This is a genomic window from Nonomuraea sp. NPDC049624 (assembly GCF_040675255.1).
GTDB lineage: Bacteria > Actinomycetota > Actinomycetes > Streptosporangiales > Streptosporangiaceae > Nonomuraea.
On sequence record NZ_JBFAOR010000002.1, the window covers coordinates 787629 to 812568 of the forward strand.

At 71.8% G+C, this 24940-nt stretch carries 23 protein-coding genes; 12 read left to right on the forward strand and 11 right to left on the reverse strand.

The genetic code is table 11. The features are described from left to right. Positions 1–41 precede the first annotated feature (41 nt). Positions 42–1001: a lysylphosphatidylglycerol synthase transmembrane domain-containing protein gene (locus AB0J76_RS09860; RefSeq protein ID WP_352323372.1), complete on the forward strand. Its 960-nt coding sequence runs from the start codon at positions 42–44 to the stop codon at positions 999–1001. Here AB0J76_RS09860 and AB0J76_RS09865 read toward each other — a convergent pair. Genes AB0J76_RS09865 through AB0J76_RS09880 form a run of 4 tightly spaced genes read right to left on the reverse strand, consistent with a single transcriptional unit; the run spans position 902 to position 5843 of the window. Continuing rightward, positions 902–1966, reverse strand: a complete 1065-nt coding sequence (locus AB0J76_RS09865) for a glycosyltransferase family 4 protein (RefSeq protein ID WP_352323371.1) — start codon at positions 1964–1966, stop codon at positions 902–904. The genes AB0J76_RS09860 and AB0J76_RS09865 overlap by 100 nt on opposite strands. 3 nt (positions 1967–1969) lie before the next feature. Further along, entirely contained in the window at positions 1970–2899 is a 930-nt protein-coding gene (locus tag AB0J76_RS09870) for a glycosyltransferase family 2 protein (protein ID WP_352323370.1), read from the reverse strand. Between the two features lie 58 nt (positions 2900–2957). Next, positions 2958–3785, reverse strand: a complete 828-nt coding sequence (locus AB0J76_RS09875) for a hypothetical protein (RefSeq protein WP_352323369.1) — start codon at positions 3783–3785, stop codon at positions 2958–2960. 33 nt (positions 3786–3818) lie between these two features. Beyond that, positions 3819–5843: a glycosyltransferase family 39 protein gene (locus AB0J76_RS09880; RefSeq protein ID WP_352323368.1), complete on the reverse strand. Its 2025-nt coding sequence runs from the start codon at positions 5841–5843 to the stop codon at positions 3819–3821. A 65-nt stretch (positions 5844–5908) separates the two neighbouring features. On the opposite strand from AB0J76_RS09880, the gene AB0J76_RS09885 reads away from it, so the two are divergent. The 5 genes from AB0J76_RS09885 (at position 5909) to AB0J76_RS09905 (ending at position 12379) form a co-directional block, all read left to right on the forward strand. After that, positions 5909–7465 (forward strand): hypothetical protein, encoded by a 1557-nt coding sequence (locus AB0J76_RS09885; protein ID WP_364389244.1) that lies wholly within the window; start codon positions 5909–5911, stop codon positions 7463–7465. A 143-nt stretch (positions 7466–7608) separates the two neighbouring features. Beyond that, positions 7609–9243 carry an LCP family protein gene (locus AB0J76_RS09890; RefSeq protein WP_352321570.1) on the forward strand — a complete coding sequence of 545 codons (1635 nt, stop codon included), beginning with the start codon at positions 7609–7611 and terminating at the stop codon, positions 9241–9243. Between the two features lie 315 nt (positions 9244–9558). Beyond that, a complete protein-coding gene (locus AB0J76_RS09895) occupies positions 9559–10614 on the forward strand; it encodes an acyltransferase family protein (RefSeq protein ID WP_352321572.1) in 1056 nt (351 codons plus the stop codon). A 56-nt stretch (positions 10615–10670) separates the two neighbouring features. Beyond that, positions 10671–11633: a glycosyltransferase gene (locus AB0J76_RS09900; protein WP_352321574.1), complete on the forward strand. Its 963-nt coding sequence runs from the start codon at positions 10671–10673 to the stop codon at positions 11631–11633. A gap of 38 nt (positions 11634–11671) precedes the next feature. Next, positions 11672–12379, forward strand: coding sequence for an acetoacetate decarboxylase family protein (locus AB0J76_RS09905; protein ID WP_352321576.1), 708 nt, complete (start codon positions 11672–11674; stop codon positions 12377–12379). Here AB0J76_RS09905 and AB0J76_RS09910 read toward each other — a convergent pair. From AB0J76_RS09910 to AB0J76_RS09930, 5 genes are all read right to left on the reverse strand, one after another. Beyond that, positions 12376–13260 carry a glycosyltransferase gene (locus AB0J76_RS09910; protein WP_352321577.1) on the reverse strand — a complete coding sequence of 295 codons (885 nt, stop codon included), beginning with the start codon at positions 13258–13260 and terminating at the stop codon, positions 12376–12378. The genes AB0J76_RS09905 and AB0J76_RS09910 overlap by 4 nt on opposite strands. Positions 13261–13446: 186 nt before the next feature. After that, complete coding sequence (locus AB0J76_RS09915) at positions 13447–14214, reverse strand: CDP-alcohol phosphatidyltransferase family protein (RefSeq protein ID WP_352321579.1); 768 nt, start codon at positions 14212–14214, stop codon at positions 13447–13449. Then, on the reverse strand, positions 14192–15232 hold the full coding sequence (locus AB0J76_RS09920) for an iron-containing alcohol dehydrogenase family protein (protein WP_352321655.1): 1041 nt from the start codon (positions 15230–15232) through the stop codon (positions 14192–14194). Before AB0J76_RS09920 ends, AB0J76_RS09915 begins: the two co-directional genes overlap by 23 nt. A gap of 29 nt (positions 15233–15261) precedes the next feature. Further along, positions 15262–15996, reverse strand: coding sequence for a phosphocholine cytidylyltransferase family protein (locus AB0J76_RS09925; RefSeq protein ID WP_352321581.1), 735 nt, complete (start codon positions 15994–15996; stop codon positions 15262–15264). A 77-nt stretch (positions 15997–16073) separates the two neighbouring features. Further along, positions 16074–16697: a DUF5941 domain-containing protein gene (locus AB0J76_RS09930; protein ID WP_364389248.1), complete on the reverse strand. Its 624-nt coding sequence runs from the start codon at positions 16695–16697 to the stop codon at positions 16074–16076. On the opposite strand from AB0J76_RS09930, the gene AB0J76_RS09935 reads away from it, so the two are divergent. Next, positions 16667–16852: a pentapeptide repeat-containing protein gene (locus tag AB0J76_RS09935; protein ID WP_352321657.1), complete on the forward strand. Its 186-nt coding sequence runs from the start codon at positions 16667–16669 to the stop codon at positions 16850–16852. The genes AB0J76_RS09930 and AB0J76_RS09935 overlap by 31 nt on opposite strands. Here the strand turns inward: AB0J76_RS09935 and AB0J76_RS09940 are convergent. Further along, complete coding sequence (locus tag AB0J76_RS09940; protein ID WP_352321585.1) at positions 16813–18228, reverse strand: CDP-alcohol phosphatidyltransferase family protein; 1416 nt, start codon at positions 18226–18228, stop codon at positions 16813–16815. The two genes, AB0J76_RS09935 and AB0J76_RS09940, sit on opposite strands and share 40 nt — an antisense overlap. Before the next feature lie 91 nt (positions 18229–18319). Between AB0J76_RS09940 and AB0J76_RS09945 the strand changes: the two genes are divergently transcribed. Further along, positions 18320–19054: an IspD/TarI family cytidylyltransferase gene (locus AB0J76_RS09945; RefSeq protein WP_352321586.1), complete on the forward strand. Its 735-nt coding sequence runs from the start codon at positions 18320–18322 to the stop codon at positions 19052–19054. A gap of 69 nt (positions 19055–19123) precedes the next feature. After that, positions 19124–20857 carry a CDP-glycerol glycerophosphotransferase family protein gene (locus AB0J76_RS09950; protein ID WP_352321588.1) on the forward strand — a complete coding sequence of 578 codons (1734 nt, stop codon included), beginning with the start codon at positions 19124–19126 and terminating at the stop codon, positions 20855–20857. Here AB0J76_RS09950 and AB0J76_RS09955 read toward each other — a convergent pair whose 3' ends face one another. Then, positions 20858–21874 carry a glycosyltransferase family 2 protein gene (locus AB0J76_RS09955; protein ID WP_352321590.1) on the reverse strand — a complete coding sequence of 339 codons (1017 nt, stop codon included), beginning with the start codon at positions 21872–21874 and terminating at the stop codon, positions 20858–20860. Positions 21875–21956: 82 nt separating this feature from the next. Here AB0J76_RS09955 and AB0J76_RS09960 point away from each other — a divergent pair, with 82 nt between their 5' ends. The 3 genes from AB0J76_RS09960 (at position 21957) to AB0J76_RS09970 (ending at position 24827) form a co-directional block, all read left to right on the forward strand. Then, positions 21957–23399, forward strand: coding sequence for an LCP family protein (locus AB0J76_RS09960; protein ID WP_352321592.1), 1443 nt, complete (start codon positions 21957–21959; stop codon positions 23397–23399). Positions 23400–23433: 34 nt separating this feature from the next. Continuing rightward, positions 23434–23781 (forward strand): STAS domain-containing protein, encoded by a 348-nt coding sequence (locus AB0J76_RS09965; RefSeq protein ID WP_352321593.1) that lies wholly within the window; start codon positions 23434–23436, stop codon positions 23779–23781. A 206-nt stretch (positions 23782–23987) separates the two neighbouring features. Further along, positions 23988–24827 carry an LLM class flavin-dependent oxidoreductase gene (locus AB0J76_RS09970; RefSeq protein WP_352321595.1) on the forward strand — a complete coding sequence of 280 codons (840 nt, stop codon included), beginning with the start codon at positions 23988–23990 and terminating at the stop codon, positions 24825–24827. The last annotated feature ends 113 nt before the right edge of the window (positions 24828–24940 follow it).

Sequence of the window (24940 nt, forward strand, 5' to 3'; positions counted from 1 at the left end):
CATGCTGGCTCTCCGCCCGGGCTCCCGCGTAGCCTGGGCTGATGTTGCGCCGCCTGCTGCGCGTCCTGCTCGCGCTGGTCGCCCTCGCCTTCCTCGGCTACGGCCTGGCGCGGAACTGGCACGACACCACGCAGGCCCTCTCCAGGCTGTCGCCGTGGGCGGTGCTCGGGGCGTTCGGCGCGGTGCTGGCCGGGCAGGTCTGCATGCTGGCGGCCTGGCGGCAGATCATGGCGGGGCTCGGCACCCGGCTGCCGCTGCGGGTGGCCGGACGGATCATGTTCGTGGGCCAGCTCGGCAAGTACATCCCGGGCGCGGTGTGGGCGTACGCGGCCATGATGGACCTCGGGCGCGACCACGGGAGCCCGCCGCGGCGCACGTTCGCCACGATCTCGCTCGGGCTGGTGGTCAACCTGGGCGTCGGCATCTCGATCGCCGCCGCCACGCTGAGCTCGCACGAGGCCGTCCGCCGGGCCTGGTACGTGGTGCTGCTGGTGCCGGTGATCATCGTGTGCCTGCATCCCAAGGTGCTCACCTGGGGGCTCAACCTGGCGTTGCGGATCGCCCGCAAGGAGCCGCTGGAGAGCGTGCTGCCCGGCCGCACGGTCGTCGTCACGGTGGCCTGGACCGCGCTCGGCTGGTTCGTCTACGGCCTGCACACCTGGCTGCTGTCCGGCCGCCCCGACCTCTACCTGGTGGCGACCGGCGCGTACGCGTTCGCCTGGTGCACCGGCATCCTGGCCTTCGTGGTGCCGGCCGGGGTGGGCGTGCGGGAGGGCGCGCTCGTGCTGGTGCTCGGGCCGGTCATCGGCACCGCTCCGGCCATCGCGGTGGCGATCGTGTCGCGGCTGGCGTTCACGCTGGCCGACGCGGTCGCCGCGGGGGCGGCGTTCCTGCTGGGCCGTCAGAGCGCGAGCAGCGCGCCCGCGTACGCGGCCCAGAACGGCTCGGGATCGACCGCCTTGACCCCCGACCGCAACCTCTCCGGCTCGCCCGAGGCGTAGAAGCGCTCGATCGCCGCGCGCAGCGCCCCGGCGTCGCCCGGCTCGACCAGCAGGCCGTCGACGCCGTCGGTCACGTGGTCGGCCAGCGCGCCCACCCGGGTGGCGATCACCGGCACGCCGTGCTCGTGGCCGAGCCAGACGTTCTGGCTGGCGGTGGCGCTGCGGTACGGCAGCACCAGCGCGTCGGCCGCGGCGAACAGCTTCGGCACGTCGGCGGCGGGGACGTACCCGGGCCGCAGCTCCACCCGGTCGGCCAGGCCCAGCTCGTCGATCAGCGCCTTGGTCTCGTCGAGGCCGCCCCAGAACTCGCCCGCCACGGTGAGCGAGACGCCCTCGGGCAACGCCCGCAGCAGCAGGTCGAGCCCCTTGTACGGGCGGACCATCCCGAAGAACAACAACCGCCGGCGCACCCCGCCGGACTTCTCGGCCGACGTGGACGGCAGGTGCGGCGGCAGCCCCGCCACCCCGACCGGCTTGCCCGGCGCGAGCCCCCTGGCCAGCTCGGCCTGCTGCTCGGAGTGGGCCAGCACGCCGTCGACCCGCCGCAGCAGCGCCCTCATCAGCGGCTGGTCGTACGGCTTGCGCTCGTGCGGCAGCACGTTGTGGCAGAGCGCGACCGTCCGGGCCTTACGCCGGATCCCGGACAGGATCCCCAGGTACGGAGGAACCTGGACGGAGCTCAGCACCGCCAGCACCACCAGGTCGGCCGTGCGCAACCGGCGTCCCGCCGCGTACCACCCGTCGGGCCGCCGCCAGTCGAGCCGCCGCGCGGTCCGCGGGTACGGCGTGCCCTCGGGCTCGGAGATCGTCTGCTGCCCGGGGTAGAGGAACGACGGGTACTGGGCCCGCCACGACTCGATCACCACGTCGTGGCCCTGGGCCGCCAGCCGGTGCGCCAGCTCGGTGGTGTGCTGCGCCCCGCCCCCCTTGTACGGATGGGTCGGGCCGACGATCGCGATGCGCACGCGCTATTCCCCCCGCGACCGCACGATCAGGTCGGCCAGCAGCGCCACCGAGCCGATCAGCAGGCCCGACAGGAAGATCATGACGGTGTTGGCCGGGAAGTAGAACGGCTGCCGGATCATGTCCCAGACGCCCTTCACGAACCCGATCGCCACCAGCCAGAGCGCGGGCGGCATGAGCACCTTGAGCGGATTGAAGTACATGATCATCCGCAGCACCTGCAGGATGTAGCGGTAGGCGTCGGAGACGAAGCTGAACTTCGACTTGCCGGCCCGCTTGGCGTACTCGATGGGCAGGTAGTAGACGTCGTGCTGGTTGGACAGGAACGACAGCGTGATCGTCGTGACGCAGGAGAACCCGGGCGGCAGCAGCCGCAGGTAGGGGCGGGCCACCGACTTGCGGAAGGCGCGCAGCCCCGAGTTGAGGTCGGGGATCTTCTGCCCGGCGAGCTTCTCGGCCACCTTGCGGATCACCCACTTGGCCGGCACCCGCAGGATCTTGTGCGACCCCTCCTCCGTGGTGCGCGCGCCGACGACCTGGTCGATCGTCTGGTCCTTCTCCAGGATCTGGACCAGCTCGGGGATGCGCTCGTTGGGGTAGGTCATGTCGGCGTCGGTCCAGACGACGATCTCGCCCCTGGCCTCCTGCGTGCCGATGCGGCGCACGGTGCCCGAGCCGCCGTTGCGGTGGAAGGCGCGGATGCGCAGGTGGGGGTAGTCGGGCGCGGCCTCTTCGAGCCGGGCCAGGGTCTGGTCGGTCGAGCAGTCGTCGACGGCGACCAGCTCGTAGGTGTAGCCGCTGGAGTCCATCGCCCGCGTGATGCGCTCGACCTCGTCGATGACGTGGTCCTGCTCGTTGTAGCAGGGCAGGACGATCGTGACGTACGGCGCTTCTTCCACGGCAGGTCCACTCTTGGGGGTCTCAAGCGTGCTCACGGGGGTCGAGGGTACTCTGCCCCGCTGGAAGCCGAGTCCACATCGACGGGCTTTACGCTCACTTGATCAGCTGTGACCATCCTACGCCGGGCATCCTGAGCATCTCCTGACCCACCGCCCTGGCCCTGGCGGGGTCGTCGAAGCGCACGTACAGCACCTCGGGGATCTCGGCGAGCGTGAGAGGCCGCGCGTCGCCCCGATAGAGCCGGGCCAGCCGCAGCCCGAACGGCTTGTCCTGGAGGAACACCTCGGTCACGCCGTCCAGCTCGCGCAGCCGGGCCACGACGGCGTCGCGCTGCGCCTCGGTCGCCACCGTCCGGCAGGCGGCGTCCTCCTGCCACTGACCGCACATCACGATGGTCAGGTCCGCCTTGCCCCGCCAGAAGTCGGGAACCCGGGGCAGCAGCAGGACGCCCTTCTCCTCGGCCAGCCCCCGCCGGACGGCGTCGTAGTCGGCCGGGCCGCGCACCCCGCCCTCGATCATCGGGATCCAGCTCGCCTCGCGGGGCTTCGCCAGCCCCTCATCGATGATCACTCGCTGGGCCCAGCGCCGCTCGACCTCGTCGGCGGGCACCAGCGTGGGCGCGACCGCCTCGGGGATCCGCCGGACCAGCGCCAGCACCCGCTCGGCGGTGCCCGGCGGGCAGCCCTGGGTGCCCTCGGTGCACAGCGTGACGGTGAAGCCGTCCACGACGGGCAGCGCGCCGACGGGCGGCGGCGAGGGCAGGAGCGAGCGCAGGTGCAGGTACCAGCCGCCCCCGCCGAGCGCCGCCACCAGCAGGACGGCCGCCGCGACCGTCGCCGCCGTCCTTCGGTGGGCTCTGATCCAGGGCCGTAACCAGGGCTCCCGGTCGTCGCCGAACGACAGCTCGTCGGTGTCAGACATGTCCAGAACTATTGCGATGTGTCCCGAGCGGGGTCAACCCACCGCCATCCATACGTTCACCCGCAAGGACCACGTCCCGTCGGGCGGGTCCACGAGCGAGCGCTCGTCCTGGCGCGTGACCAGGCCCATGATCTGCCGCGGCGTCCCGTAGGGGGCCACCTGGGCGGGGTCGGCGGCCAGCACGACCGGCACCCGGCCGGCCGCCCTGACCCGCTCGACGGCGGCCCGGACCTGCGGCTCCTCCGCCAGGTCACGCCCCGGGGGCCGCGCCACCTGCGCCGCCGGACGTCCGCACATCCCGCGGACGAGCTGGGTGAAGCGGTCGCCGGTCACCCGCTCGACGAACAGCACCGACGCCTCGGCCGGCAGCGCCGCGCACATCGACCGGACCGCCGCCGCCTCCCCCCGCTCGACCGGCGTGAACGCGGTGCCGATCGAGGTGACCACCGGTGGCGCGAGCACCAGCAGCACCCCCGCGACCGTCGCCCACCGCCGGACCTGCTCGCGCGGCCACGACCGCTCGCGCAGCCAGCCCAGGCCCCACACCGCCAGCACGATCAGCCCCGGGATCACGACCGGGACCAGCCGCCGGGAGGCCCACGGCTGGTCGGGGGTGATCTCGGGCCGCAGCAGCGTGGTGACCGTCGTCCAGCCGATCATCGCCAGCGGCAGCAGCCAGACGAACGGCCTGCCGTCGCGCAGCAGCCTGCGCAGCAGCACGGCCGCCGCGACCGTGGCCAGCACGACGGCCGGGATGCCGATGTACCAGGTCACCCAGTGGAGCGATAGCTCGAAGTAGAGCCGGTCCGCCTGGACGGGCAGGCCGTTGGCCTGCTGGATCTGAGCGATGAACTCGGCCGTGCGGGCGTCGTCGAGGTTCGCGGCCTTCCTGGTCACGGTCTGGAACCAGGGGCGGGCGTACAGACCGGCCATCACCAGCACGACCAGCGCGGCCCCCGCCGTCGGCAACCACCGCGGCGGCCGGAACCTGGCCAGCGCGGGTGCGGCGGCCACGCCGACCGGCGTCAGCACCAGCACGACCGCGCAGATGAGCAGCAGCGGCCGCACGGATGCGGACAGATACTCCAGGTACGGCCGGGCCAGCACATACGCCGCCAGCAGCCCCAGCCCCGCCCCCGCCACCAGCCCCGCCAGCAGCGGCACCCCCACCGCGCCCTGCGGCCTGCCGGAACGCCGCATCGCGACCAGCAGCCCCGCGTACGCCAGCACCGGCAGCACGTCGCGCAGCCCGTCGACCCTGACCAGCACCGCCAGCCCCAGGACCAGCCCGGCGGGCAGCCCCTGCCGCCAGCCGGGCCGCTCGGCCTCGATCGCGTCCTGGGCCAGCGCCAGCCCGCCGAACAGCAGGATCAGCGAGGGGATCTCGCTGAACGTCGTGCGCGAGGTGTACAGGATCGGCAGGCTCACCGCGAACGCCGCCGCCGCGAGCACCGCCCACCGGCCGCCGGCCAGCCGCGCCGCCACCCCGGCCACCGTCAGCACGGCCAGCGCCCCCAGCACGGCCGGCACCGCGAACGGCGCCCCCAGCCAGTCGCCGACCGCGAACACCAGCGGCGGCCCCGGCATGAACTGCGGCACCACCCCGCCGTCCACCGGGTACGTGCCGACGCTGTCGAAGAACAGGGAGGGATGGTGGCCGCCGAACGCCGCCGCCTGGTCCGGGATCGGCAGCGAGCCGTGCCCGGCGATCCAGGCGGCGTACTGGGCGTAGGTCGCCGGGTCGCGCCGGACCAGCAGCTGCTCGGAATGCATGACGACGTTGAACACGCCCGACCCGGCGGCCACCGCCACGACCCCGGCCACCTGCCAGGGCGTGGCCTGGACGCCCTGGCCCGCGCCCCGCGTCCCGCGCAGGACGCCGCGCGTGCCCGCCCAGCACAGCAGCGCCGCCGCGGGCGCCCCGAGCAGCAGCGCGGGCAGCGGCGCGAACCGGCCGGCCAGCAGCAGCGGCAGGCCCGCGAGCAGCCAGCCCGCCAGGGCGAGCGCGGGCGACACCGACAACGCGGCCAGTACGCGGCCCGATCGATCACGTTCCATCGGTGAGCGAGCGTATCCAACGCCGGAGTCACGGCGTCCGCGGAAACGCGGGTAGCGTACGCGAGGTGCAGGAGGAGCGGGATGACCAGCGGGTGAGACCGGAGCCGCGCGCGGGAACCCCCGCCCGCGTCCAGGAGCCCATCTGGCGGCGGCTCGCCTCCGGCGCCCGGGAGCCCGGCTGGCGGCGGCACGGCTGGTCGGCGCGCGTCCGGGAGGCCGGATGGTGGCGGCGGCACGGCTGGTTCGCCGGGGTGCTGGCGGTCGGCGCGGCCCTGCGCGCGCTCGCCATGCTCGGCTACCGCCCGGCCCTGTGGTTCCCCGACTCCTACACCTACGTCGTCACCGTCTTCCGGCCGCGCCCCGACCTGGTGCGCCCGGCGGGCTACTCGATGTTCATGAAGCTCCTGGAGCCCTTCCACGGCTTCTGGGCGGTCACCGCCGCGCAACACCTGCTCGGCCTGGCCACCGGCGTTCTCGTCTACGTGGCCGCGCGCCGGGCCCCGCGCTGGGCGCGCACGCTCGCGGCCGTGCCCGTGCTGCTCGACGCGTACCAGATCGAGCTGGAGCACCTGCTGGTCTCCGACACGTTGTTCCTGTTCCTGGTCGTGGCCGCCGTGGCACTGAGCATGACCGAGAGGCGCGCCATCGTCGCCGCCGTCGGCCTGCTGCTGGCCGCCGCCACCCTGACCAGGACCGTCGGCCAGCCGCTCATCGTCGTCCTGGCCGCGTGGTTCGTGCTGCGCAGGCGCGTGAGCCTGGCCGGGGTGCTGCTCGTCGCCGCGCTGGTCCCGGTCGTCGCCTACGGCGGCTGGTTCTACGCCACCTACCACCGCGTCGGCCTGGTGGGCGCGAACGGCGTCTTCCTCTACGCCCGCACGATGTCCTTCGCCGACTGCGCGAAAATGCACCCGCCGGCCGACCTGCGGGTGTTGTGCGACCCCCGTCCGCCGGAGCTGCGGCCGCCGTCGCAGGAGTACATCTGGAGCAAGGACTCCCCGCTGGTGAAGCTGCCGGGGATCACGTTCACCAAGGCGAACGACGACCTGGCCTCCAGGTTCGCGACCCTGGCCGTCACCAGCCAGCCGCTCGACTACGCGGGCTCGGTGCTGGCCGAGCTGGCCCGCACGTTCGCGTGGGGGCGGCCGGTCTACCCCGACGCGGAGGTCTACGCCTACTACGAGTTCCCGGCGACCCCGCCCGGCCCACCTGGCCGCTATCCCGCGCAGGTCGGCGCCGACTATGCCAAGCTCTACGAGCAGGGTGCGATCGGTACGGAGATCGTCGAGCCCTACGCCGGATGGCTGCGGGGCTACCAGAGCGTGGTGCGCCTGCCCGGCCCGGTGCTGCTGGCGCTCCTGCTCGCGCCGCCCGTCGCGGCCGCCGTGCGCAGGGCGCGGGGCCTGCGGCACGCCGGTCCGCCGGCGTGGGCGGTGCCCTGGGCGGCGGCCGTTGTGTTGCTCGTCACACCGCCCGCCGTGGCCGAGTTCGACTACCGGTACGTGCTCCCGGCCGTGCCTCTGGCCTGCCTTGCGGCGGCCCTGAGCGTCCGGCCTGACCTGCGGGGACGGTCAGAAAGCGGGAAAGACTTTGGCAATGATATTCCACGAAATGTCCGGCTCTGAGTATGCTGTGCCGCGGAAACATCACGCCCGGGTCACGGTCGTTTCCGGCGGTCATGGCACCGGGCACGCCGTACGTGACCTAATCTCGTGGCGCGGAGCGACCAAGCCGGCGCGTTGGCGCAAGGAACGAGGCTAGGGGGCGTATGAGTGACTACAGGAGCGCGTCCGTCCAGGACGCCAGGGTCGCCCCCAGCGCTCCGGGCAGCCGGATGGCGCGAAGGGCCGCGGGCTCCCCGCCTCCCCCGCCCGACGACCGGCCCACGCGCGGCCACCGCGGCGACGGCGGCGGCGGTCAGGGCAAGATGCGGGTGCTGGCCTGGGTCAGCATCGCCGCCACCACGGTCATGGTGGCCGGCGCGCTGACCGGTTACACCGTCTACCGGGACGCCTTCGGCAACATCACCCAGAAGAGCGTCAAAGAGGACATCATCAACCCGCGTCCGCGCGACACGGGCGCGCTCAACGTGCTGCTCGTCGGCTCCGACACCCGCGCGGGCAAGGGCAACGCCAAATACGGCCAGCAGCTCGCCAGGACGGCCGACGCCGGCGGCAAGCGCACCGACACGATCATCGTCATGCACATCTCCCCCAACCGGGACAAGGCGCGCCTGATCAGCTTCCCGCGCGACTCGATGGTGCAGATCCCGAAGTGCAAGAACGAGACGACCAAGGCCGAGATGCCGCCCCGCCGGGACATGATCAACTCGGCGTACAACTCCGGCGGCATCGCGTGCACGATCTCCACGATCGAGACGCTCACCCAGATCCGCATCAACCACTTCGTCGAGGTCGACTTCAGCGGCTTCAAGAACATCGTCGACGCCCTCGGCGGCATCGAGATCTGCCTCAAGTCCGGCGTCAACGACAAGGCGTCCCATCTCGTCCTGCCTCCGGGCAAGAGCCTGCTCAACGGTGAGAAGGCGCTCGGTTACGTACGTCTGCGCCACTACGGCGACGGCAGCGACATCCAGCGCATCAAGCGCCAGCAGATCTTCCTGAGCAAGGTCATCGCCAAGGCCACGAGCAGCGAGCTGCTGACCGACATCGGCAAGCTGACCGGCTTCATCAAGGCGGCCGCGGGCTCGGTCACCATGGACCCCGAGCTGGCCAACGACACCCAGCAGCTCATCGACATCGCCACCAGCGCCAAGGAGCTGACCGCGGGCGGCGTGCAGCTCACCACGATCCCGTGGCTGCCCGACCCGCAGGACCCCAACCGGGTGATCTGGAAGGAGCCCGACGCCTCCGCGCTGTGGGCCTCGATCATCAGCGACACCGAGCTCCCCGACCCGGCCCCGAGCGCGAGTGCCAGCGCGAGCACCAAGCCCAAGGTCACGCCCAAGCCCGAGCAGGTGAAGGTGCAGGTGCTCAACGGCACCACCACGCCGGGCAAGGCCCGCCTGGTGGCCGACGAGCTGGCCAAGCAGGGCTTCAACGTCGTCGGCGTGGGCAACTACCAGGCCGCCGACGGCGCGAGCCTGTCCGCCAGCGAGATCCACTACGCCAAGGGCGCCGCCACCGGCGCCGACTACGCGGCCGTGCTGTCCGGCGCGGTGCTGCCCAAGCCGGCTCCCTCGGCGGGCAAGGTCACCGCGACCAACCCGCAGCCCTACACCTCCGGCACCACCGGCACGGCCGCCGGCGCGGGCGGCAAGGGCGCTCCGGTGATCCAGCTCGTCGTCGGCTCCGACTTCAAGTCGGTCAAGGTGACCAAGCTTCCTGACAGCGTGAACAACAGCACCATCACGGCCGCCGACCAGAAGAACGTGTGCACCTGAGGCTCCAAGTTCCCTGTGGAACCGGACTTCTGGTGAGACAGGGACCACTAGATCGGGATAATGTTTGCGGGTCGGCGACGCAGCGCGACACGGCCGCTGTAAGGCGGTTGTAAGTGTGAAATGTCAGAGTTGCGTCGTGCACCCCGGCCCCTAGCGAAGCTGAGCTCCCCAGTGTCTGACACAAAGTTCTCCCCACCGGTCACGACCCCGCGGAGCCCTGACGGCCCCGTCGAGGAAGGCGGGCCGGCGAACACTGGAGCTCGCTGGCCCCTGCCTCAGGAGCCGGTCTGGGGCAACCAGACCGACCCCCACGGCATGCCGACGGCCGAGCGCCCCGAGGAGCGGCAGGAGCCCGCCGAGGAGCCCGAGCCGCCCAAGCGCCGGCGCGACCCCTACCTCGACAACGTCAAGTTCATCCTGATCGCGCTCGTGCCGCTGGGCCACTCGCTGGTGCCCACGCTCTCGACCCATTCCTCCAGAGCGCTCTACATCTACATCTACATGTTCCACATGCCGCTGTTCGTGCTGATCAGTGGCTACCTGTCCAGGAACTTCTGGAACTCCAACGCGAAGACGAACAAGCTCGTCGACACGTTCGTCGTGCCGTACGTGATCGTGGAGATCGGCTACGCCGCCGTCCGCTACGGGCTCGGCCAGAAGTGGAGCCTCACGATCATCGACCCGGCGTGGCTCAACTGGTACCTGCTGGCGCTGCTGTTCTGGCGGTTGTCCACACCCGTGTGGAAGCGGATGAAGCACCCGGTCCCGGTGGCCATCGTGATCTACATGTTCGCCGGCTTCTCGCAGATCACCGGCGACTTCAGCATGGACCGCTTCTTCGGCCTGCTGCCGTTCTTCGTCATCGGCCTGGTGATGCAGCCCGAGCACTTCGAGATGCTCAACAAGCTGTGGATCAAGATCGCGTCGGGGGTCACGCTGCTCTGCGCTGCGGCCGTGGCCATCGTCATCGCGCCCAAGGCGCCGCTCGACCCGTTCTACTTCAAGCACAGCTTCCAGGACATGGACCTGTCCTGGTGGATGGGCCTGCTGCTCAAGGTCGGGCTGCTGGTCTGCGCCCTGGCGATGTCCTTCGCGGTGCTGGCGCTGGTGCCGCGCGGCGAGACCTGGTACTCCGACCTCGGCACCCGCACGCTCTACTGCTACCTGCTCCACGGCATCCCCGTCCTGATCGCCAAGGACCAGGGCTGGCTGGCGCTGCCGTGGCTGCACGGGCCGCTCGGCGTGCTCGCCATCGCGTGCAGCTCGTTCGCCCTGGCGATCGTGTTGTGCCTGCCGGAGACGCGCACGGTCTTCAAGTGGGTGCTCGAACCCCGCCTGACCTGGCTCTATCGCCGTCCCTCTGGAAGTTAAGCGGCCCTTCCACCTGAGTTAACGCCTTTGACCTGGTAGGCGCGGAGCATCGACACATGCGCGCATGTGTCGCCACCACCGTCCATCATCCCGAGGACGCCCGGATCATGCACCGGCAGATCAGGGCGCTGCTCGACGCGGGCCACGAGGTGACCTACGTCGCGCCGTTCACCTATTACAACGTCACCCCGGCCGTCGGTCTCACGGCGGTCGACGTCGCCCGGCAGGCCCCGTACGGGAAGGCCCGGGCGGCGCTCAGGCGCGGCGTGCGGGACGCCGATCTGCTGATCGTGCACGATCACCGGCTGCTGCGCGCGCTGCCCCACCGGCGCCCTCCGGTCGTCTGGGACGTCCGCGAGGACGTCTCGCCCAGGCGGCGGGCCCGCGCGGAGAGACGGCACCACGTGATCACCTCCGCGGTGGTGCCCGAAGCGACCCTGGTGTCGCCCAGCCCGCCACTTCCCGGCGACACCAGGGTCGTGCACATCGGCCGCCTGTCGGCCGAGCGCGGCGTGGCCGAGCTGATCGCCCTGGCCGAGCGCCTGGCGCCGCACGGCATCCGGATGGACCTCATCGGCGCCGCCGACCGCGACGTGCGCCCGCTGCTGCGCGACGCCCAGCGCGTCGGCCTGCTCGACTGGTTCGGGTACGTGCCCAACCGGCACGCCCTGCGCATGTCCGAGGGCGCGCTGGCCGGGCTGTCCCTGGCCGCCGACACCGTGACCGAGCCGCCCACGAAGATCCTCGACTACATGGGCCGCGGCCTGCCGGTGATCGCCACCCCGCAGGCCGCCCCGCTGGTCCGGGCCGTCGGCTGCGGCCTGGTGGTGCCCCGGGACGTGGACGCGCTGCTGGACGCCGTCCTGGACCTCAAGGAGGACCCCGTGCGGCGGGCCGACCTGGGAGCGGTCGGGCACGCCGAGGCCCGGCTGCGCCACCACTGGCCCGACCGGGCGGCGGACTTCGTCAAGCTGGCCGAGTCGTGGGCGGCCCTGCCGGAACACGCGCTGGCGGTGTAGGAATGGCCAGCGGGCTCCCGGGTTGATGTACTGGACCCATGGCATCGCATCTGATCCAGGGCCGGACGGTGGGCATGCCTGTGCGAGTGCAGGACGCCGAGGTCTGCAGCGCCTTCTACGCGGTGCGGGCCGACGCGGCGCGGGCGGTGATCGCCTATTCCGGCCTCGACGTGGCCGAGGTGTTCCCCGGCAAGGCCGTGTGCGTGCTGGTGTTCGTCGACTACCGCGAAGGCGACCTGGACGCCTACCACGAGTTCGGGATGGCCTTCCTGATCCGGCGGCCGGGGGCCGCGGGCTCGGTCGGGCTCGGTGACCTGCGCGGCGCGGGCGTCTTCGTCCACTGGCTGCCCGTCGACCAGCGGTTCACGCTGGAGGCGGGGCGCACGATCTGGGGGTTCCCCAAGGAGCTGGCCGACATCGAGCTGCGGCTCGGGTCGCCGTACAAGCGGTGTGTGCTGCGCAAGGACGGCAGGCTCGTGCTCGACCTGCTGATCAGGCCCGGCGTGCCGGCGCCGGCCGCCATGGCGCCGCTCGACGCCTTCACCCATCTGGAGGGCGTCACGCGGCGCATCCCCTGGTCCGTACGGGCCGGGGGCACGCGCGTGCGGCCGGGCGGCGCGCTGATCCGCCTGGGCAACCACCCCATCGCCAAGGAGCTCAGCGAGCTGGGGCTGCCCAAGCGGGCGCTGTTCGCCTCGACCGTCTCCCATGCCTCGATGATCTTCGGCGAGGCGGAGACGGCCTAGACGATCGGCGGGCGGCCGAGCTTGACCATGCGCCAGGCGGTGCGCCAGGCCATGGGACGACGCTCGCCCGCGGGCGTGCGCAGCCCCTCGAAGAAGCCGGAGAACCACGCCTTGATCGCGACCCCCGAACGGCGCTCGCGGATCAGGGTGAGCACCACCCAGTTGGTCAGGTAGAGGAACGCCAGCGGCCACGGCAGGTTGCGCCGCGCCAGCCAGACCCGGTTACGGGCGTTGAGCTGGTAGAACTGCGCATGCCTGGTGGGCGGGACCTGCGGGTGGTACATGACGGTCTCGGCGTCGTACTCGATCCGGTAGCCCTCGCCCAGCAGGCGCCAGGCCAGGTCGGTCTCCTCGTGCGCGTAGAAGAACCGCTCCGGCAGGCCGCCGACCTGGAGGAAGGCCGAGCGCCGCACGGCCGAGGCGCCGCCCAGGAACGTGGTGACCGGCGAGGAGCGCTGCGGGTCGCCCGCGCGCAGCCGGGGCACGTGCCGCCGCTGGCCGACGCCGCCCTCGGGGTCCATCACCCGGAAGGAGATGACCGCGAGATCGGGCTCGGTGGCGAACCGGTCGCGCACGTGGGCGACGACCTTCTGGTTGGCGTACCAGCCGTCGTCGTCGAGGAACAGCACGACGTCGCCGGAGCACTCCTCGACGCCGCGGTTACGGCCGGCGGGAATGCCGGTGTTGTGGTCGAGCCGGATCGTCTTCACGACCGCGGCCGAGCCCTCGGGTGGCGTGGCCGACACCTGGGGCACGTCGGCGCCGTTGCCCACGATCACCACTTCGACGTCGCCGTCGACCTGGTTGAGCGCGGACTCGACGGCCCGGTTCAGCTCCGCGACCCGGTTGCCCATGGTGAGGATGACGCACGAGATCTTCAACGGGTCATCGTCCTGACGCGTTGAGGACACGAGCGGAGCATTCTTTCATGATCACCGAGTCTGCTGGTCTGCATCTTGTTGACAATGGTGGAGCTAAGCGTATCGGAACCGATGGTGAACCCCCACCGAACGGCGGACGTCCGATCAATACGACGGACGGGAAGCTCCTCCGGTTCCGACATGAGATCACCCAAGCCGCCTCGACGCCATAATGCTGATCAGATGAAGCACGGTCTGCAGCGCGGCGGCGATCGCGCAGGCCACGATGAGCACGCGGGAGGCCCCGAGCGTGCCGGTCGCCAGGTCGATCACCGCGGCCGCCACCGCGAGCAGCGACAGCTCGATCGGCTGCATGATCCGATGGAACTTCGTCGCCGCCAGGATCCTCCTGCCCAGACCGAGCAGCCCCGAACGGAACTGCACCGCCGACGCCTCGGAGGACGCGCCCAGCCCGCCCTTGGCCCGCGCCACCTCCACCAGGTCGGTCTCGGCCTTGATGAGGATGGCACCGAGCGCGGCGGCGAAGCCGAGCACGGTGTACCAGTCGGGCAGGACGGCCGAGGCCCGCCAGCCGAGCCCGGCCAGCACGGCCGCCTCGGTGAAGTAGGCCCCGACGCGGTCGAGGTAGACCCCGGCCAGCGACGTCTTGCCCGTCCAGCGGGCCAGCTCGCCGTCGGAGCAGTCGAGCAGCAGGTAGACCTGGACGAGCAGGGCGGCCAGCACGGCCGCCCACAGCCCCGGCAGGGCCAGCACGAAGCCCGCCGCGACCCCGGCGACCGTCATCACCCAGGTGAGCTGGTTGGGCGTGACCGACGTCTTGCTCGTCAGCCACGTGACGTAGATGGACAGCCGGCGCATGTAGAGCACGCCTGCCCAGTGCTCGCCGTTCCTGCGGTCGAGATGGCCCTCGGGCTGGGCGACCCGCCGCAGCTCAGCTACCGAAGGCCCGGACATAGTCCCCCACCCGATCGCGGATCTCGGAGTCCTGCATGCGCAGGTGCTCCAGGATCGTGTAACGGCCGGGACGGGTCGACGGCGCCAGCGCGACCACCTCGGCGAACTGCTCGCCGGTCAGCCCGATGTCGGCGGGCACGACCGGGAGCTCGTGCCGGCGCAGGCAGTCGACCACCTGGGCCACCCTGGCGGCGTCCTCCCGCAGGAAGAAGCAGAAGGCGGCACCTATGCCGGCGAGCTCGCCGTGGTTGGAGGTGCCGGGGAAGAGCTGATCCACGGCATGAAGGATCTCATGATCTCCACCGCTCGCGGGCCGCGACGACCCGGCGACGACCATCGACATGCCGGAGAGGATGAGCGACTCGGCCAGGACGGTCAGGAACGCGTCGGACTCGATGCCGTCGCTCCGGCCGACCAGCGCCTCGGCGGCGGTGCGGGACATCGAGCAGGCCAGGCCGTCGATGGGCTCGCCGCGCTCGACGCTGCCGAGCTGCCAGTCCTCGATCGCCGACAGGTTGCTGACGACGTCGCCGATGCCGGCCCTGACCAGCGACTTCGGCGCGTTGTGCACGAAGTCGAGGTCGACCAGGATGGCCAGCGGCATCGGCACGCCGAAGGTGCCCTTGCCCCCCTCGTAGACGAGGGAGGCGGTGGGCGAGCAGATGCCGTCGTGGGAGAGGTTGGTGGCCACGGCCACCATGGGGATGCCCGCGAGGGACGCGGCGTACTTCGTCGCGTCGATCGTCTTGCCGCCGCCGACCCCGACGACGACCTCGTAGGCGCCCTTGCGCAGGTCGGCGCCGAGTGAGACGGCCGCCTCGACCGACCCGTCGCTCACCCGGAACACCTCGGCCTCGCCGAGGGTGGGGGCGATCAGGCGCTCGATGTGGTCGCCCTGGCCGGGCCCGACGGCCACGGCCACCCGGCCGGAGGTGGCCACGCGACTGTCGGCCAGCAGGGCGCCGAGCTCGGCGACGGCGCCGCGCCTGACCTCCATGGTCAGGGGCGCCGGCAGCATCCTCGCTAGAAGCGGCATGCGCGCTCCCTCTAGTAGCGAACGGCTATGGTGCGAGCCTTGGCCAGGTCGTCGTGGTTGTCCACCTCGACCCAGTCGACCTCGCCGATGGGCGCGACGTGGATCGCCTCGCCGCGTTCGACCATCTCCTGGTAACCGTCCTCGTAGTAGAGCTGGGGGTCGCGCTCGAACGTCGCCTTGAGCGCGTCGGCCAGCCGCTCGGCCGCGCCGGGCCTGATGAGCGTGGCGCCGATGTACTCGCCGTACGCCTCGGCCGGGTCCATCAGCTTGGTGATGCGGCGCAGCGAGCCCTCCGGGGAGAGGGTCACCTTCATCTCTTCGTCGGCCAGCTTCTTGACGTCGTCGACCGCGAGCAGGACGTCGCTGGTCTCGGGGGCGGCCAGCAGCGTCTTCTCGACCGAGACGGGGTGGACGGTGTCGCCGTTGACCAGCAGCACGCCCTGGGCGAAGTAGTCGCGGGCGCACCACAGGGAGTAGGCGTTGTTCCACTCCTCGGCCTTGTCGTTGTGCACGAGGGTGAGCTTGACGCCGTGGCGCCTCTCCAGCTCCTCCTTGCGGTCGTGCACGGCCTGCGCCGCGTAACCGACGACGACCACGACCTCCCGCAGGTCCACCTCGGCGAGGTTGCGCAGCGAGATGTCCATGATCGTGGTTTCGCCGTCAACCGGCACGAGCGCCTTGGGCAGCGTGTCGGTGTACGGCCGCAGGCGTCGTCCGGCCCCGGCGGCCAGAACCATTCCCAGCAACGTGCACTCCTCGGTCGAGCATGACTACGTGTGCCCAAAGGTTAGTTGCCTTTGGGCCCTTCGCGGGTAATCCGCCGTCAGTCTTGCGTTCCCATCTCGCTCGCCTCGACGCCCGATCGGGGCGCGGCCAGCCAGCACGTGACACTCTCCCAGCCGAACAGCGCCCACAGGTAGAGGGTCAGCAGCACGTAGCCCGCGGTCATCCAGCCGGCCAGGGCGGCCAGCGAGACCGCCATCATCCGGCCGTCCCAGCCGAGGCCGAGCGTCGAGAGCCAGGCCGGCGGGTAGACGCGCTGGCGCAGCCGGTAGACCAGGTCGTAGTGGTGGAAGGCGAGCGCGCCGAGCAGCAGGAAGGTCAGCACCGGCGGCAGCCCGTGGGCGAAGCCGCAGGCGGCGACGAAGCTGTACTCGATGAGCCGCAGGATCGGCGGCACCAGCCAGTCGAAGCGGCCGTCGTGCGGGTGGGTGCTGCCCGGCCCGGCCAGCAGCAGCGTCACGGCGGGCGCGAACACCGCGAGCCCGTCGGACCCGGCCACGCCGATCAGCAGCAGCACGCCGGTGACGAACGTGCCGGCGATCACCGGCGGCAGCGGCGGGAGCTGCCCGGCCACGAGCAGGCCCATCGCGCGCGAGAGCGGCCCGTCGTCGCGGTAGGCGACGACCTTGCTCTCTGGCACGGGGCTCATGTGCACGGAGATCACGCTGCCCACCTCCCGATCCGGCGAACCGCCGCCGCCTCGCCCGCCCCGGCGACCCTCACCGCGCCGACCCTGACCGCGCCGACCTTCACCGTGCCGACCTTCACCGCGCCGACCTTCACCGCGCCGACCTCGCGACGCGCCCGGCGAGCTGGTAGAGGGCCGCGACGCCGCCCCAGCCCAGCAGGGACACGAACGTCACCCTGGCGTCCCACACGGCGGCGGTGACGGCGATCAGCACCGTCCGCTCGCCGATGGGCAGCACGACCATCTTCCTGAGCCAGTGGACGAGCGAGTCGCGCTCCAGCCGCTGGGCGAGCCCGAGCATCCCGTGGGCGTGCCGCGCGTCGGCCGGCTCCAGCAGCGAGCGGGCGGGCCTGGCCCACAGCGCGCCGACGCGGCCGGCGTCGGCCACCGCCCCGGCGTAGGAGTAGTCGACGGAGTGGCGGACGACCTGGGTGATCATCGCGGCGGCGGCCAGGTACCAGATCGCGGTCCCGCCGTAGCCGAAGGCGAGCCCGGCGTAGACCAGGTACTCCTTCAGCCGGTCGGCCATGCCGTCGGCCCAGGCGCCGAGCGGGGAGAACGTGCGGGTGTAGCGGGCGAGCTGCCCGTCGAGGCAGTCGAGCGCGAACGACATCAGGAACAGCGCGCCCCCGGCCGCCCGCCCTGCCTGGGTGCCGGCCGAGAACCAGACGGCGGCCAGCGCGGCCAGGCCGATCGAGACGCCGGTGACGGCGTTGGGGGTGAGCTTGAGGCGGACGGCCGGCCTGATCAGGTGGCGCGACCAGGTCGAGACGAAGAACGTGGCGAAGAAGCCGTCGTCCTCCTTGACCGAGGTGTCGAGCCGGACCCTGGCCTCGTCGACCTCGGCGAGCCTGGTCAGGGCACTGTCGGCGGCGTGCTGGCCGGTCACGCGGTCGGCGTGCAGCGGGCCGATCGAGGCGGCGCGCACCAGTACGCCGGCCCTGACCAGTCCCACCAGCAGCAGGTCGACCGCCTCGACGGGGGTGACCGGGCCGAGCTTGCCCAGGTCGGCCAGCTCGGCCAGCTCCTCGGCGAGGTCGGCCAGGGTCGCCAGGTCGGCCTCGCCGGTCTGGAGCACGCCCCTGAACGTGGCGTTGGCCTCCGGGACGGTGTGGAACGAGCTGCCGGCGGCGACCACCCTGCCGGACTCGACGCGTACGGGCGGCCGCATCGGGGCCGCGGCGGCGTCGTGGGAGACCAGCGCGCCGGTGTCGCGCGCGGGATGTTCGAGCAGCAGCGCGAGCGCCTCGGTGTGGGCGACGAGGTCGGCGGGGAGCACCACGACCGTGCCCGAGGAGACCCGGGCGATCTTGGCAACCCCGCGCAGGTCGGCCCCGAGCCCGCCGCCGGGGGCGACCACCTGGACGTCACGGACGGGAAGCGCGGCGAACTGGTCGCTCAGCCGGTCGAGGAGCGTGCCGTCGGCGCAGGAGAGCCGGCACGCCGGGGTCGTGGCGAGCAGCACCACCGAGGTGGTCGTGCCCTCGCGGGTGAGTGAGTCGGGCAAAGCGCAGGTCTCCTCCCGGTAGGGAGTGCGTGGACACAGCGTAGCGACAGGGGCGCGCGATATCACGGAACAGGACCGTTACGCTGCCGACATGGATGCAGCGCGGCGGTCGGTCGGAGTGCTCCTCGCGGGAGGCGTGGGGCAGCGGGTCGGACATGAGATACCCAAACAACTCATCGAAGTAGCCGGGCGGACGATCCTGGAGCACTCGATCGCGGTGTTCGAGCGGGCGCCGGAGATCGACGAGATCGTGGTGCTGATGACGCCCGGCTTCACCGACCGGGTGAAGGAGATCGTGGCGAACGGCGGCCACCGCAAGGTCACCCAGATCGTGGAGGGCGGCAGGAGCCGTACGGAGAGCACCTGGCGGGCGTTGCGGGCGCTGGGCACGCAGGAGTGCGACGTGCTGCTGCACGACGCCGTACGGCCCCTTCTGGAGCCGCGGATCATCACCGAGTGCGTGGCGGCGCTGCGCACCCACCGGGCCGTCAACGTGGCGATCCCGAGCTCCGACACGGTCCTGGTGGCCGTGCCCGGCCCGGACGGCGAGGTGATCGGCGAGGTCCTCGACCGCTCGCGGCTGCGCCGCAGCCAGACGCCGCAGTGCTTCCGGCTCTCGGTGATCCGCGAGGCGTACGAGCGGGCCATGGCCGACCCGGGCTTCGCCGAGCGCCCGGCCACCGACGACTGCGGCGTGGTGCTGCGCTACCTGCCCGAGGTGCCCATCCACCTGGTCCCCGGCAGCGAGCGCAACATCAAGGTCACCCATCCGGACGACCTGCGGATCGCCGAGCAGCTCTTCGCGATCAGGGGGTCCATCTCCTGACGTGTCCGGGCATGTCGTAGACGTTCGCGTGGAAGGCGCTTGACCTGCGGGTTGTTACCGTGCGGTCGCATGAGAAGACTGCTGGCGATCGGCGCGCTGCTCGGCTGCTACCCCGTCCTGCTGGCGTCGGCGCTGTGGCCGGCGCCGCTGCTGTTCGGGCTGGTCGCCGTGGTCTCCTACGCCGTCGAGTTCGCCGCGGCACGCCTGGCCGGCGGGCTGACCGAGCTGCTCGGCCGGATGCATCTGGGGACCACGCTGCGGTTCGCGGCCCGGGAGACGGCCGCGCTGCTGCTGGTGGCGCGGGTGTCGGGGGCCGGCTCGCCGTGGTTCGTGGCGCTGGCCGCCGGGCTGTTCGCGCTGCACGGCGCGCGGGCCGCGCACTCGGGGCTGGCCATCCGCCTGCGGCAGACGCTCAGCAGCATGCCGGTGACCACCCGCAACCTCGACGTGTCGGCGCTGCGCATCCCCAAGATGCCGCCCCCGTTCCTGGGCGCCCACCGCGGCCTGCGTTTCCTCGGGCTCGACGCCCTGCCGGTGCTCGGCGCGACCTTCGGCGCGGCGGCCGGGGCGGCCGGCGCGGGCGTGGCGCTGCTGCTCGGCGTGGCGGGCGTGCTGGCGCTGCTGCCGTACGTGCGCCGCACCCGGCCGCTCGGTGACTGGGCGAGGGTGCTGGAGGTCGTGGGCGAGCAGGTCAGGGCCTACGACCCGGAGGTCATCCTGTACTTCTCCGGCGCGACGGCCGCCGCCTACCAGGCCCGGATGTGGCTGCCCACCCTCGAACGCATCAACCGGCGCGCCATCGTCGTGCTGCGCGAGCGCGGCATGGCCAGGCACCTGGAGTCGACCACGCTGCCGATGGTCTGCATCCCGTCCTCGGCCGACCTGATGAGCTTCCGCGCCCTGTTCAGCGCCAAGCTCTGCCTGTACGTCTCCAACGTCGGCCGCAACGTCCACATGCTGCGCATCCCGACCCTGCGCAGCGTGTTCCTCAACCACGGCGACAGCGACAAGGAGGCGTCGTTCAACCCGTTCTCGCGGGTGTACGACGAGGTGTGGGTGGCCGGGCCGGCCGGGCGCGACCGCTACCGGCGCGCCCGCGTGGGCGTCCGGGACGAGAGCATCCACGAGGTCGGCCGGCCGCAGCTCGAAGGCATCTCGACCGAGGGCCCGGGGCTGCCGTACCGGACCGTGCTCTACGCCCCCACCTGGGAGGGCTGGAACGACGACCTGTTCCACACGTCGCTGATCACCATGGGCCCGCGCATCGTGCGCGCCCTGCTGGACCACGACCCGCAGCTGCGGATCATCTACAAGCCGCACCCGCTGACCGGCCACCGCGACAAGAGCGCCGCGCGGGCGCACCGCAGGATCGTGTCGATGATCGAGGCGGCCGAGCTGGCCAGGTCGAAGGCCAGGCATCCGTCGAGCCCGGGCGGGGCGCCGGAGATCAGGCACCTGATCGTCACCGGCGACAGCCCGCACCTGTACGACTGCTTCAACGAGTGCGACCTGCTGATCAGCGACATCTCCAGCGTCGTGGCCGACTTCCTGGCCAGCGAGAAGCCGTACGCCGTGACGAACGTCGCAGGGCTGCCCGAGCGCGCCTTCCACGAGCGCTACCCGAGCACCGAGGCGGGGGTGCTCATCGGCGAGGACCTCACGGCCCTCGCCGGTTTCCTGGACGGTGAGGACACCCTGGCCCGAGCCAGGATCAAGCTCAGGAGCTACCTGCTCGGGCCGGAGTACCCGGACGCGCTGACCCGCTTCGACGCGGCCGTCGAGCGGGTCTTCGCGGGCTCGTGATCAGCGTGGCGGCCTGGACAACCTCCGCGGGCTGGTGAGGAAGCCCCATCCCCACGAGACGTGCATGGTGGCGTAGACGAGGGGCAGCCGCAGCTTGGCCGCGCCCGGCAGCCCGCTGCCGGTGACCGCCGAGCCGGCCACGATGGCCAGCGCGTAGCCCCCGGGCACGACGAGCGCGAGCGGGAAGAACGGCGACAGCACCAGCCCCAGCGCCATGGCCAGCACCGCGGCGGGCGGCGCCAGGTAACGCAGGTTGATCGTGCCCTCGTGGGTGCGCGCGACCACGCGCCGCCAGCGGCCGTAGTGGAAGTACTGCTTGGCCAGTGCCTTGACGTTGGGCCGCGGACGGTAGGTGACCCGCATGCGCGGCTGGAACCAGACCAGCCCGCCGGTCTGGCGGATGCGGTGGTTCATCTCCCAGTCTTGAGCCCGCTGGAAGTGCTCGTCGTAGCCGCCGACCCGGTCGAGCGCCGAGCGGCGGAACACGCCGAGGTAGACGGTGTCGGCCGGGCCCGCGGTGCCGCCCACGTGGAAGGCCGCGGCGCCGACGCCGATCTTGGAGGTCATGGCGCAGGCCACGGCCTGCTCGAACGGTGTGACGCCTTCGGCCGCCATGACGCCGCCCACGTTGTCGGCGCCGGTCTCGGCCAGCGTCTCGACGGCGACGCGCAGGTAGTCGGAGGGCAGCATGGCGTGCCCGTCGACCCTGGCGACGATGCCGTTGCGGGCGGCGGCGATGGCGGCGTTGAGCGCGTTGGGCGTGCGCCCGGTCGGGTTGGGCACCACGATCACCCGGCGGTCGGCCGCCGCGATTGCGTCGGCGACCTCCTGGGTGCGGTCTTGGGACGGACCCACGGCGAGGACGACCTCGATCTCACCGGGGTAGCTCTGGGCGAGGACCTGGTCGACGGCCTCGCGAAGGTGCCGCTCCTCGTTGAGGACCGGCATGACGACGGAGATGGGGGGCCAGCCGCGCGTCTCCGCGGGCGCGTGCGGCGAGTCGGGGAACTGCTTCATGGCGGGGCTCACGCTACTGTACGACCAGGGGAGAAGGGCAATCGAAAGCCCCGGTGTCCCCGGCGGATCCGAGGAGGAGGGCATGCGCGAACCGGGCGAGGAGGACGGCGGCGTGCTGGTGGGCGGCGACGCCTACGGCGGCGTCAGGCTCACTCCTGCCACCCGTCCACGCAGGCCCGTGCGGAGCGCCAAGGCCCGCCGCCGCAACGTGATCGTCGCCGGCCTGCTGTCCACGGGCATCCTGGTCAGCACCGGCGTGGTGTGGGCGACCCCGCGCCAGATCGGCACGGTCGACGCGGGCGTGACCGCTCCCAAGTCCCAGGGGGCCGAGAACATCCTGCTGGTCGGCGTCGACAAGCGCGACGACCTGACCCGGCAGCAGCAGAACCAGCTCAAGCTGGGCCGCGAGTCCGGCCAGCGCACCGACACGATGATGGTCATCCACCTGTCGGAGGACCACCAGCGCGTCACCGTGGTGAGCCTGCCGCGCGACACCTGGACGACGATCCCCGGCAAGGGCGACCACAAGATCAACTCGGCCTACCAGTTCGGCGGGCCGAAGCTCACCATGCAGACCGTCAAGGCCGCCACCGGGCTGGAGATCAACCGCTACATCGAGGTGAACATCCTCGGGTTCATCGACGTGGTCGACTCGCTCGGCGGCGTCACCGTCTGCACGCCGATCCCGATCAACGACCCCAAGACGGGCCTCAACCTGATCGCCGGCACCCACCAGCTCCAGGGCGCCCAGGCGCTCGGCTACGCCCGCACCCGCGCCACCGCCCGTTCCGACCTCGACCGCATCGACCGGCAGCAGCAGGTCATCTCCGCGCTGCTCAACCGGGCGCTGAGCGCCGACACGCTGGCCAACCCGGCCAAGCTCGCCGCGTTCGTCAACTCCACGCTGAGCACGGTGAAGGTCGATCCCGACGACGGGCTGATCGGGCTGGCCACCCAGCTGCGCGACGTGTCGCTGGAGGACGTCCGATTCGCCGACGTGCCGCTCGCGAACGTCGACTTCAAGGCCCCGACCGGCGAGTCGGCGGTGTTGTGGGACCGTCCGGCGGCCCGCGACATGTTCCGCCGCATCGACGCCGACCAGGATCTCGCCAAGCCCGTGCCGACCAAGACGGCCACGCCGTCGCCGGCCAAGACGGTGGTCCCGCCGGAGAGCGTCACGGTCAAGGTCATGAACGGCACGCTCATCACGGGGCTGGGGGCGCGTACCAAGTCGGCGCTGGTGGCCTCCGGCTTCAAGGTGCCCGGCGAGCCGGGCAACACCGACAAGAAGGACCACAAGCAGACCCTCGTGCGGTACGCCGCGGGCCAGGAGGCGGCCGCGCGCCTGGTGGCGTCCGTCATCCCTGGGGCGGAGCTGAAGCAGGCCGACGTCGAGGGCGTCGAGGTGATCGCCGGCAGCGACCAGCCGAAGATCAAGAAGCTCAAGCAGCCCGACACCCCGGCGAGCAAGCCGAGCTCCACGCCGACGACCAAGACCGCCATGGAGAACATATGCAAGAAATAGGCATAACCAGGTAAAGCCAGGGCACGTGATTGGCATGGTGGTCAAGTCATGGCGGGAGGGCCCCTGCACCGTCCTGCATGTCGTCGGCGATCTCGACGTGGCGGGCGCTCCCCGGCTTCGCGCCGAGCTCGATCAGGCGCTGGAGGCGGCTGATCCGCTCAACCTGGTGATCGACCTGACCGAGGTGCCCTTCTGCGACTCGGTGGGCCTCGGCGTCCTGGTGGCGACGCTCAGCTACGTCCAGGACCTGCGAGGACGCATGATCCTCGTCCTCGGGCCCGGCATGATCCGTCACCTGCTGACGATCACCAACCTCGACCGGCACTTCGAGACCAGCGCCTCGCTCGGCGAGGCCCGTGCCGCCCTCGATCCGGCCGCCTGACCGCGTCCGGCCGGGATCACGGACGCGAGCGCGTCTCCCCGGCGCCGCCGGCTCGTAGGCTCGCGGCGAGATCCCTCTCACGCCCGGAGGCCCGCATGCCGGCCTGCCGCCGGGACCGGCGTGGGCGACACGCCTACCGCTAGCGCCTTCCTGCATGCCGGATACTCGGAGATCGGCCGGTTGTTCCGCTGCTACTGGAGGGCTTCGTGAGACTTGGCGTGATGTTCGACCGGGATCTGCCGCCTGAGGAGCTGATCCCGTTCGCCCGGGCGCTCGACGAGACCGCCGTCGACGACCTGTGGGTGGTGGAGGACCTGGGCTGGACCGGCGGCGTCTCCGCGGCGGCCACCGCGCTGGCCGTCACGTCCCGGCTGCGCGTCGGCATCGGCATCACCCCCGCGCCGCTGCGCAACCCGATGCTGCTGGCGATGGAGATCGGCAACCTGGCCCGGATGCATCCCGGCCGGCTGGCCGCGGGCATCGGGCACGGCGTGCAGGAATGGATGCGCCAGGTCGGCGCCGCCGTGCCGTCGCCGCTCGCCCTGCTGGAGGAGACGATCACGGCCGTAGGCGCACTGCTGCGCGGTGAGACGGTCACCCTGCACGGCAGGGCGGTGCACCTCGACGGCGTGTCGCTGGTGCATCCGCCGGCCGTGCCGCCGCCCGTCCTGGCAGGGGTGAAGGGGCCGCGCTCGCTGGCGCTGTCGGGACGCATCGCGCAGGGCACGATCGTGCCGGAGGGGGTCGGCCCGGCGCAGTTGCCCGGCATCGTCGAGCGGATCGCCGGGGGCGACGACCACGAGCTGGGTGTCTTCACCTTCCTGCACATCGGCGAGGAGGCGGACCGGCTCGCCCATCCGGTGGTCCGGGACCAGGCGGCCTACCTGGGCGTGTCGCCGCACGACGTCGTCATGGCGGCCGGCACCCCTGAGCAGGCGGCGGAGCAGGTCAGGAGCATGTGGGCGGCGGGCGCCCGGACGGTGGTCGTCCGGCCGCTGGGACGCGATCCCCTGCCACACGTGCACGCCCTGCTGTCGGCGCTGTAGCCCCACCGGCGTCGGGGCCGTCGTTTCCCGGCGTCCTGGCGTCGGGCCTCTTGTCTGCTCGACGTCCTGGCGTCGGGCCTCTGGCTTTACGGGCGTCCTGGCGGCGGGGCCGG

Bases quoted from the DNA above. Each gene is read 5' to 3' on its own strand.
- AB0J76_RS09860 (WP_352323372.1), top strand. From the start codon at position 42: ATGTTGCGCCGCCTGCTGCGCGTCCTGCTCGCGCTGGTCGCCCTCGCC.
- AB0J76_RS09895 (WP_352321572.1), top strand. From the start codon at position 9,559: ATGCCGACGGCCGAGCGCCCCGAGGAGCGGCAGGAGCCCGCCGAGGAG.
- AB0J76_RS09875 (WP_352323369.1), bottom strand. From the start codon at position 3,785: ATGTCTGACACCGACGAGCTGTCGTTCGGCGACGACCGGGAGCCCTGG.
- AB0J76_RS09900 (WP_352321574.1), top strand. From the start codon at position 10,671: ATGCGCGCATGTGTCGCCACCACCGTCCATCATCCCGAGGACGCCCGG.
- AB0J76_RS09905 (WP_352321576.1), top strand. From the start codon at position 11,672: ATGGCATCGCATCTGATCCAGGGCCGGACGGTGGGCATGCCTGTGCGA.
- AB0J76_RS09920 (WP_352321655.1), bottom strand. From the start codon at position 15,232: ATGCTGCCGGCGCCCCTGACCATGGAGGTCAGGCGCGGCGCCGTCGCC.
- AB0J76_RS09880 (WP_352323368.1), bottom strand. From the start codon at position 5,843: ATGGAACGTGATCGATCGGGCCGCGTACTGGCCGCGTTGTCGGTGTCG.
- AB0J76_RS09945 (WP_352321586.1), top strand. From the start codon at position 18,320: ATGGATGCAGCGCGGCGGTCGGTCGGAGTGCTCCTCGCGGGAGGCGTG.
- AB0J76_RS09955 (WP_352321590.1), bottom strand. From the start codon at position 21,874: ATGAAGCAGTTCCCCGACTCGCCGCACGCGCCCGCGGAGACGCGCGGC.
- AB0J76_RS09890 (WP_352321570.1), top strand. From the start codon at position 7,609: ATGAGTGACTACAGGAGCGCGTCCGTCCAGGACGCCAGGGTCGCCCCC.
- AB0J76_RS09960 (WP_352321592.1), top strand. From the start codon at position 21,957: ATGCGCGAACCGGGCGAGGAGGACGGCGGCGTGCTGGTGGGCGGCGAC.
- AB0J76_RS09965 (WP_352321593.1), top strand. From the start codon at position 23,434: ATGGTGGTCAAGTCATGGCGGGAGGGCCCCTGCACCGTCCTGCATGTC.
- AB0J76_RS09950 (WP_352321588.1), top strand. From the start codon at position 19,124: ATGAGAAGACTGCTGGCGATCGGCGCGCTGCTCGGCTGCTACCCCGTC.
- AB0J76_RS09915 (WP_352321579.1), bottom strand. From the start codon at position 14,214: ATGTCCGGGCCTTCGGTAGCTGAGCTGCGGCGGGTCGCCCAGCCCGAG.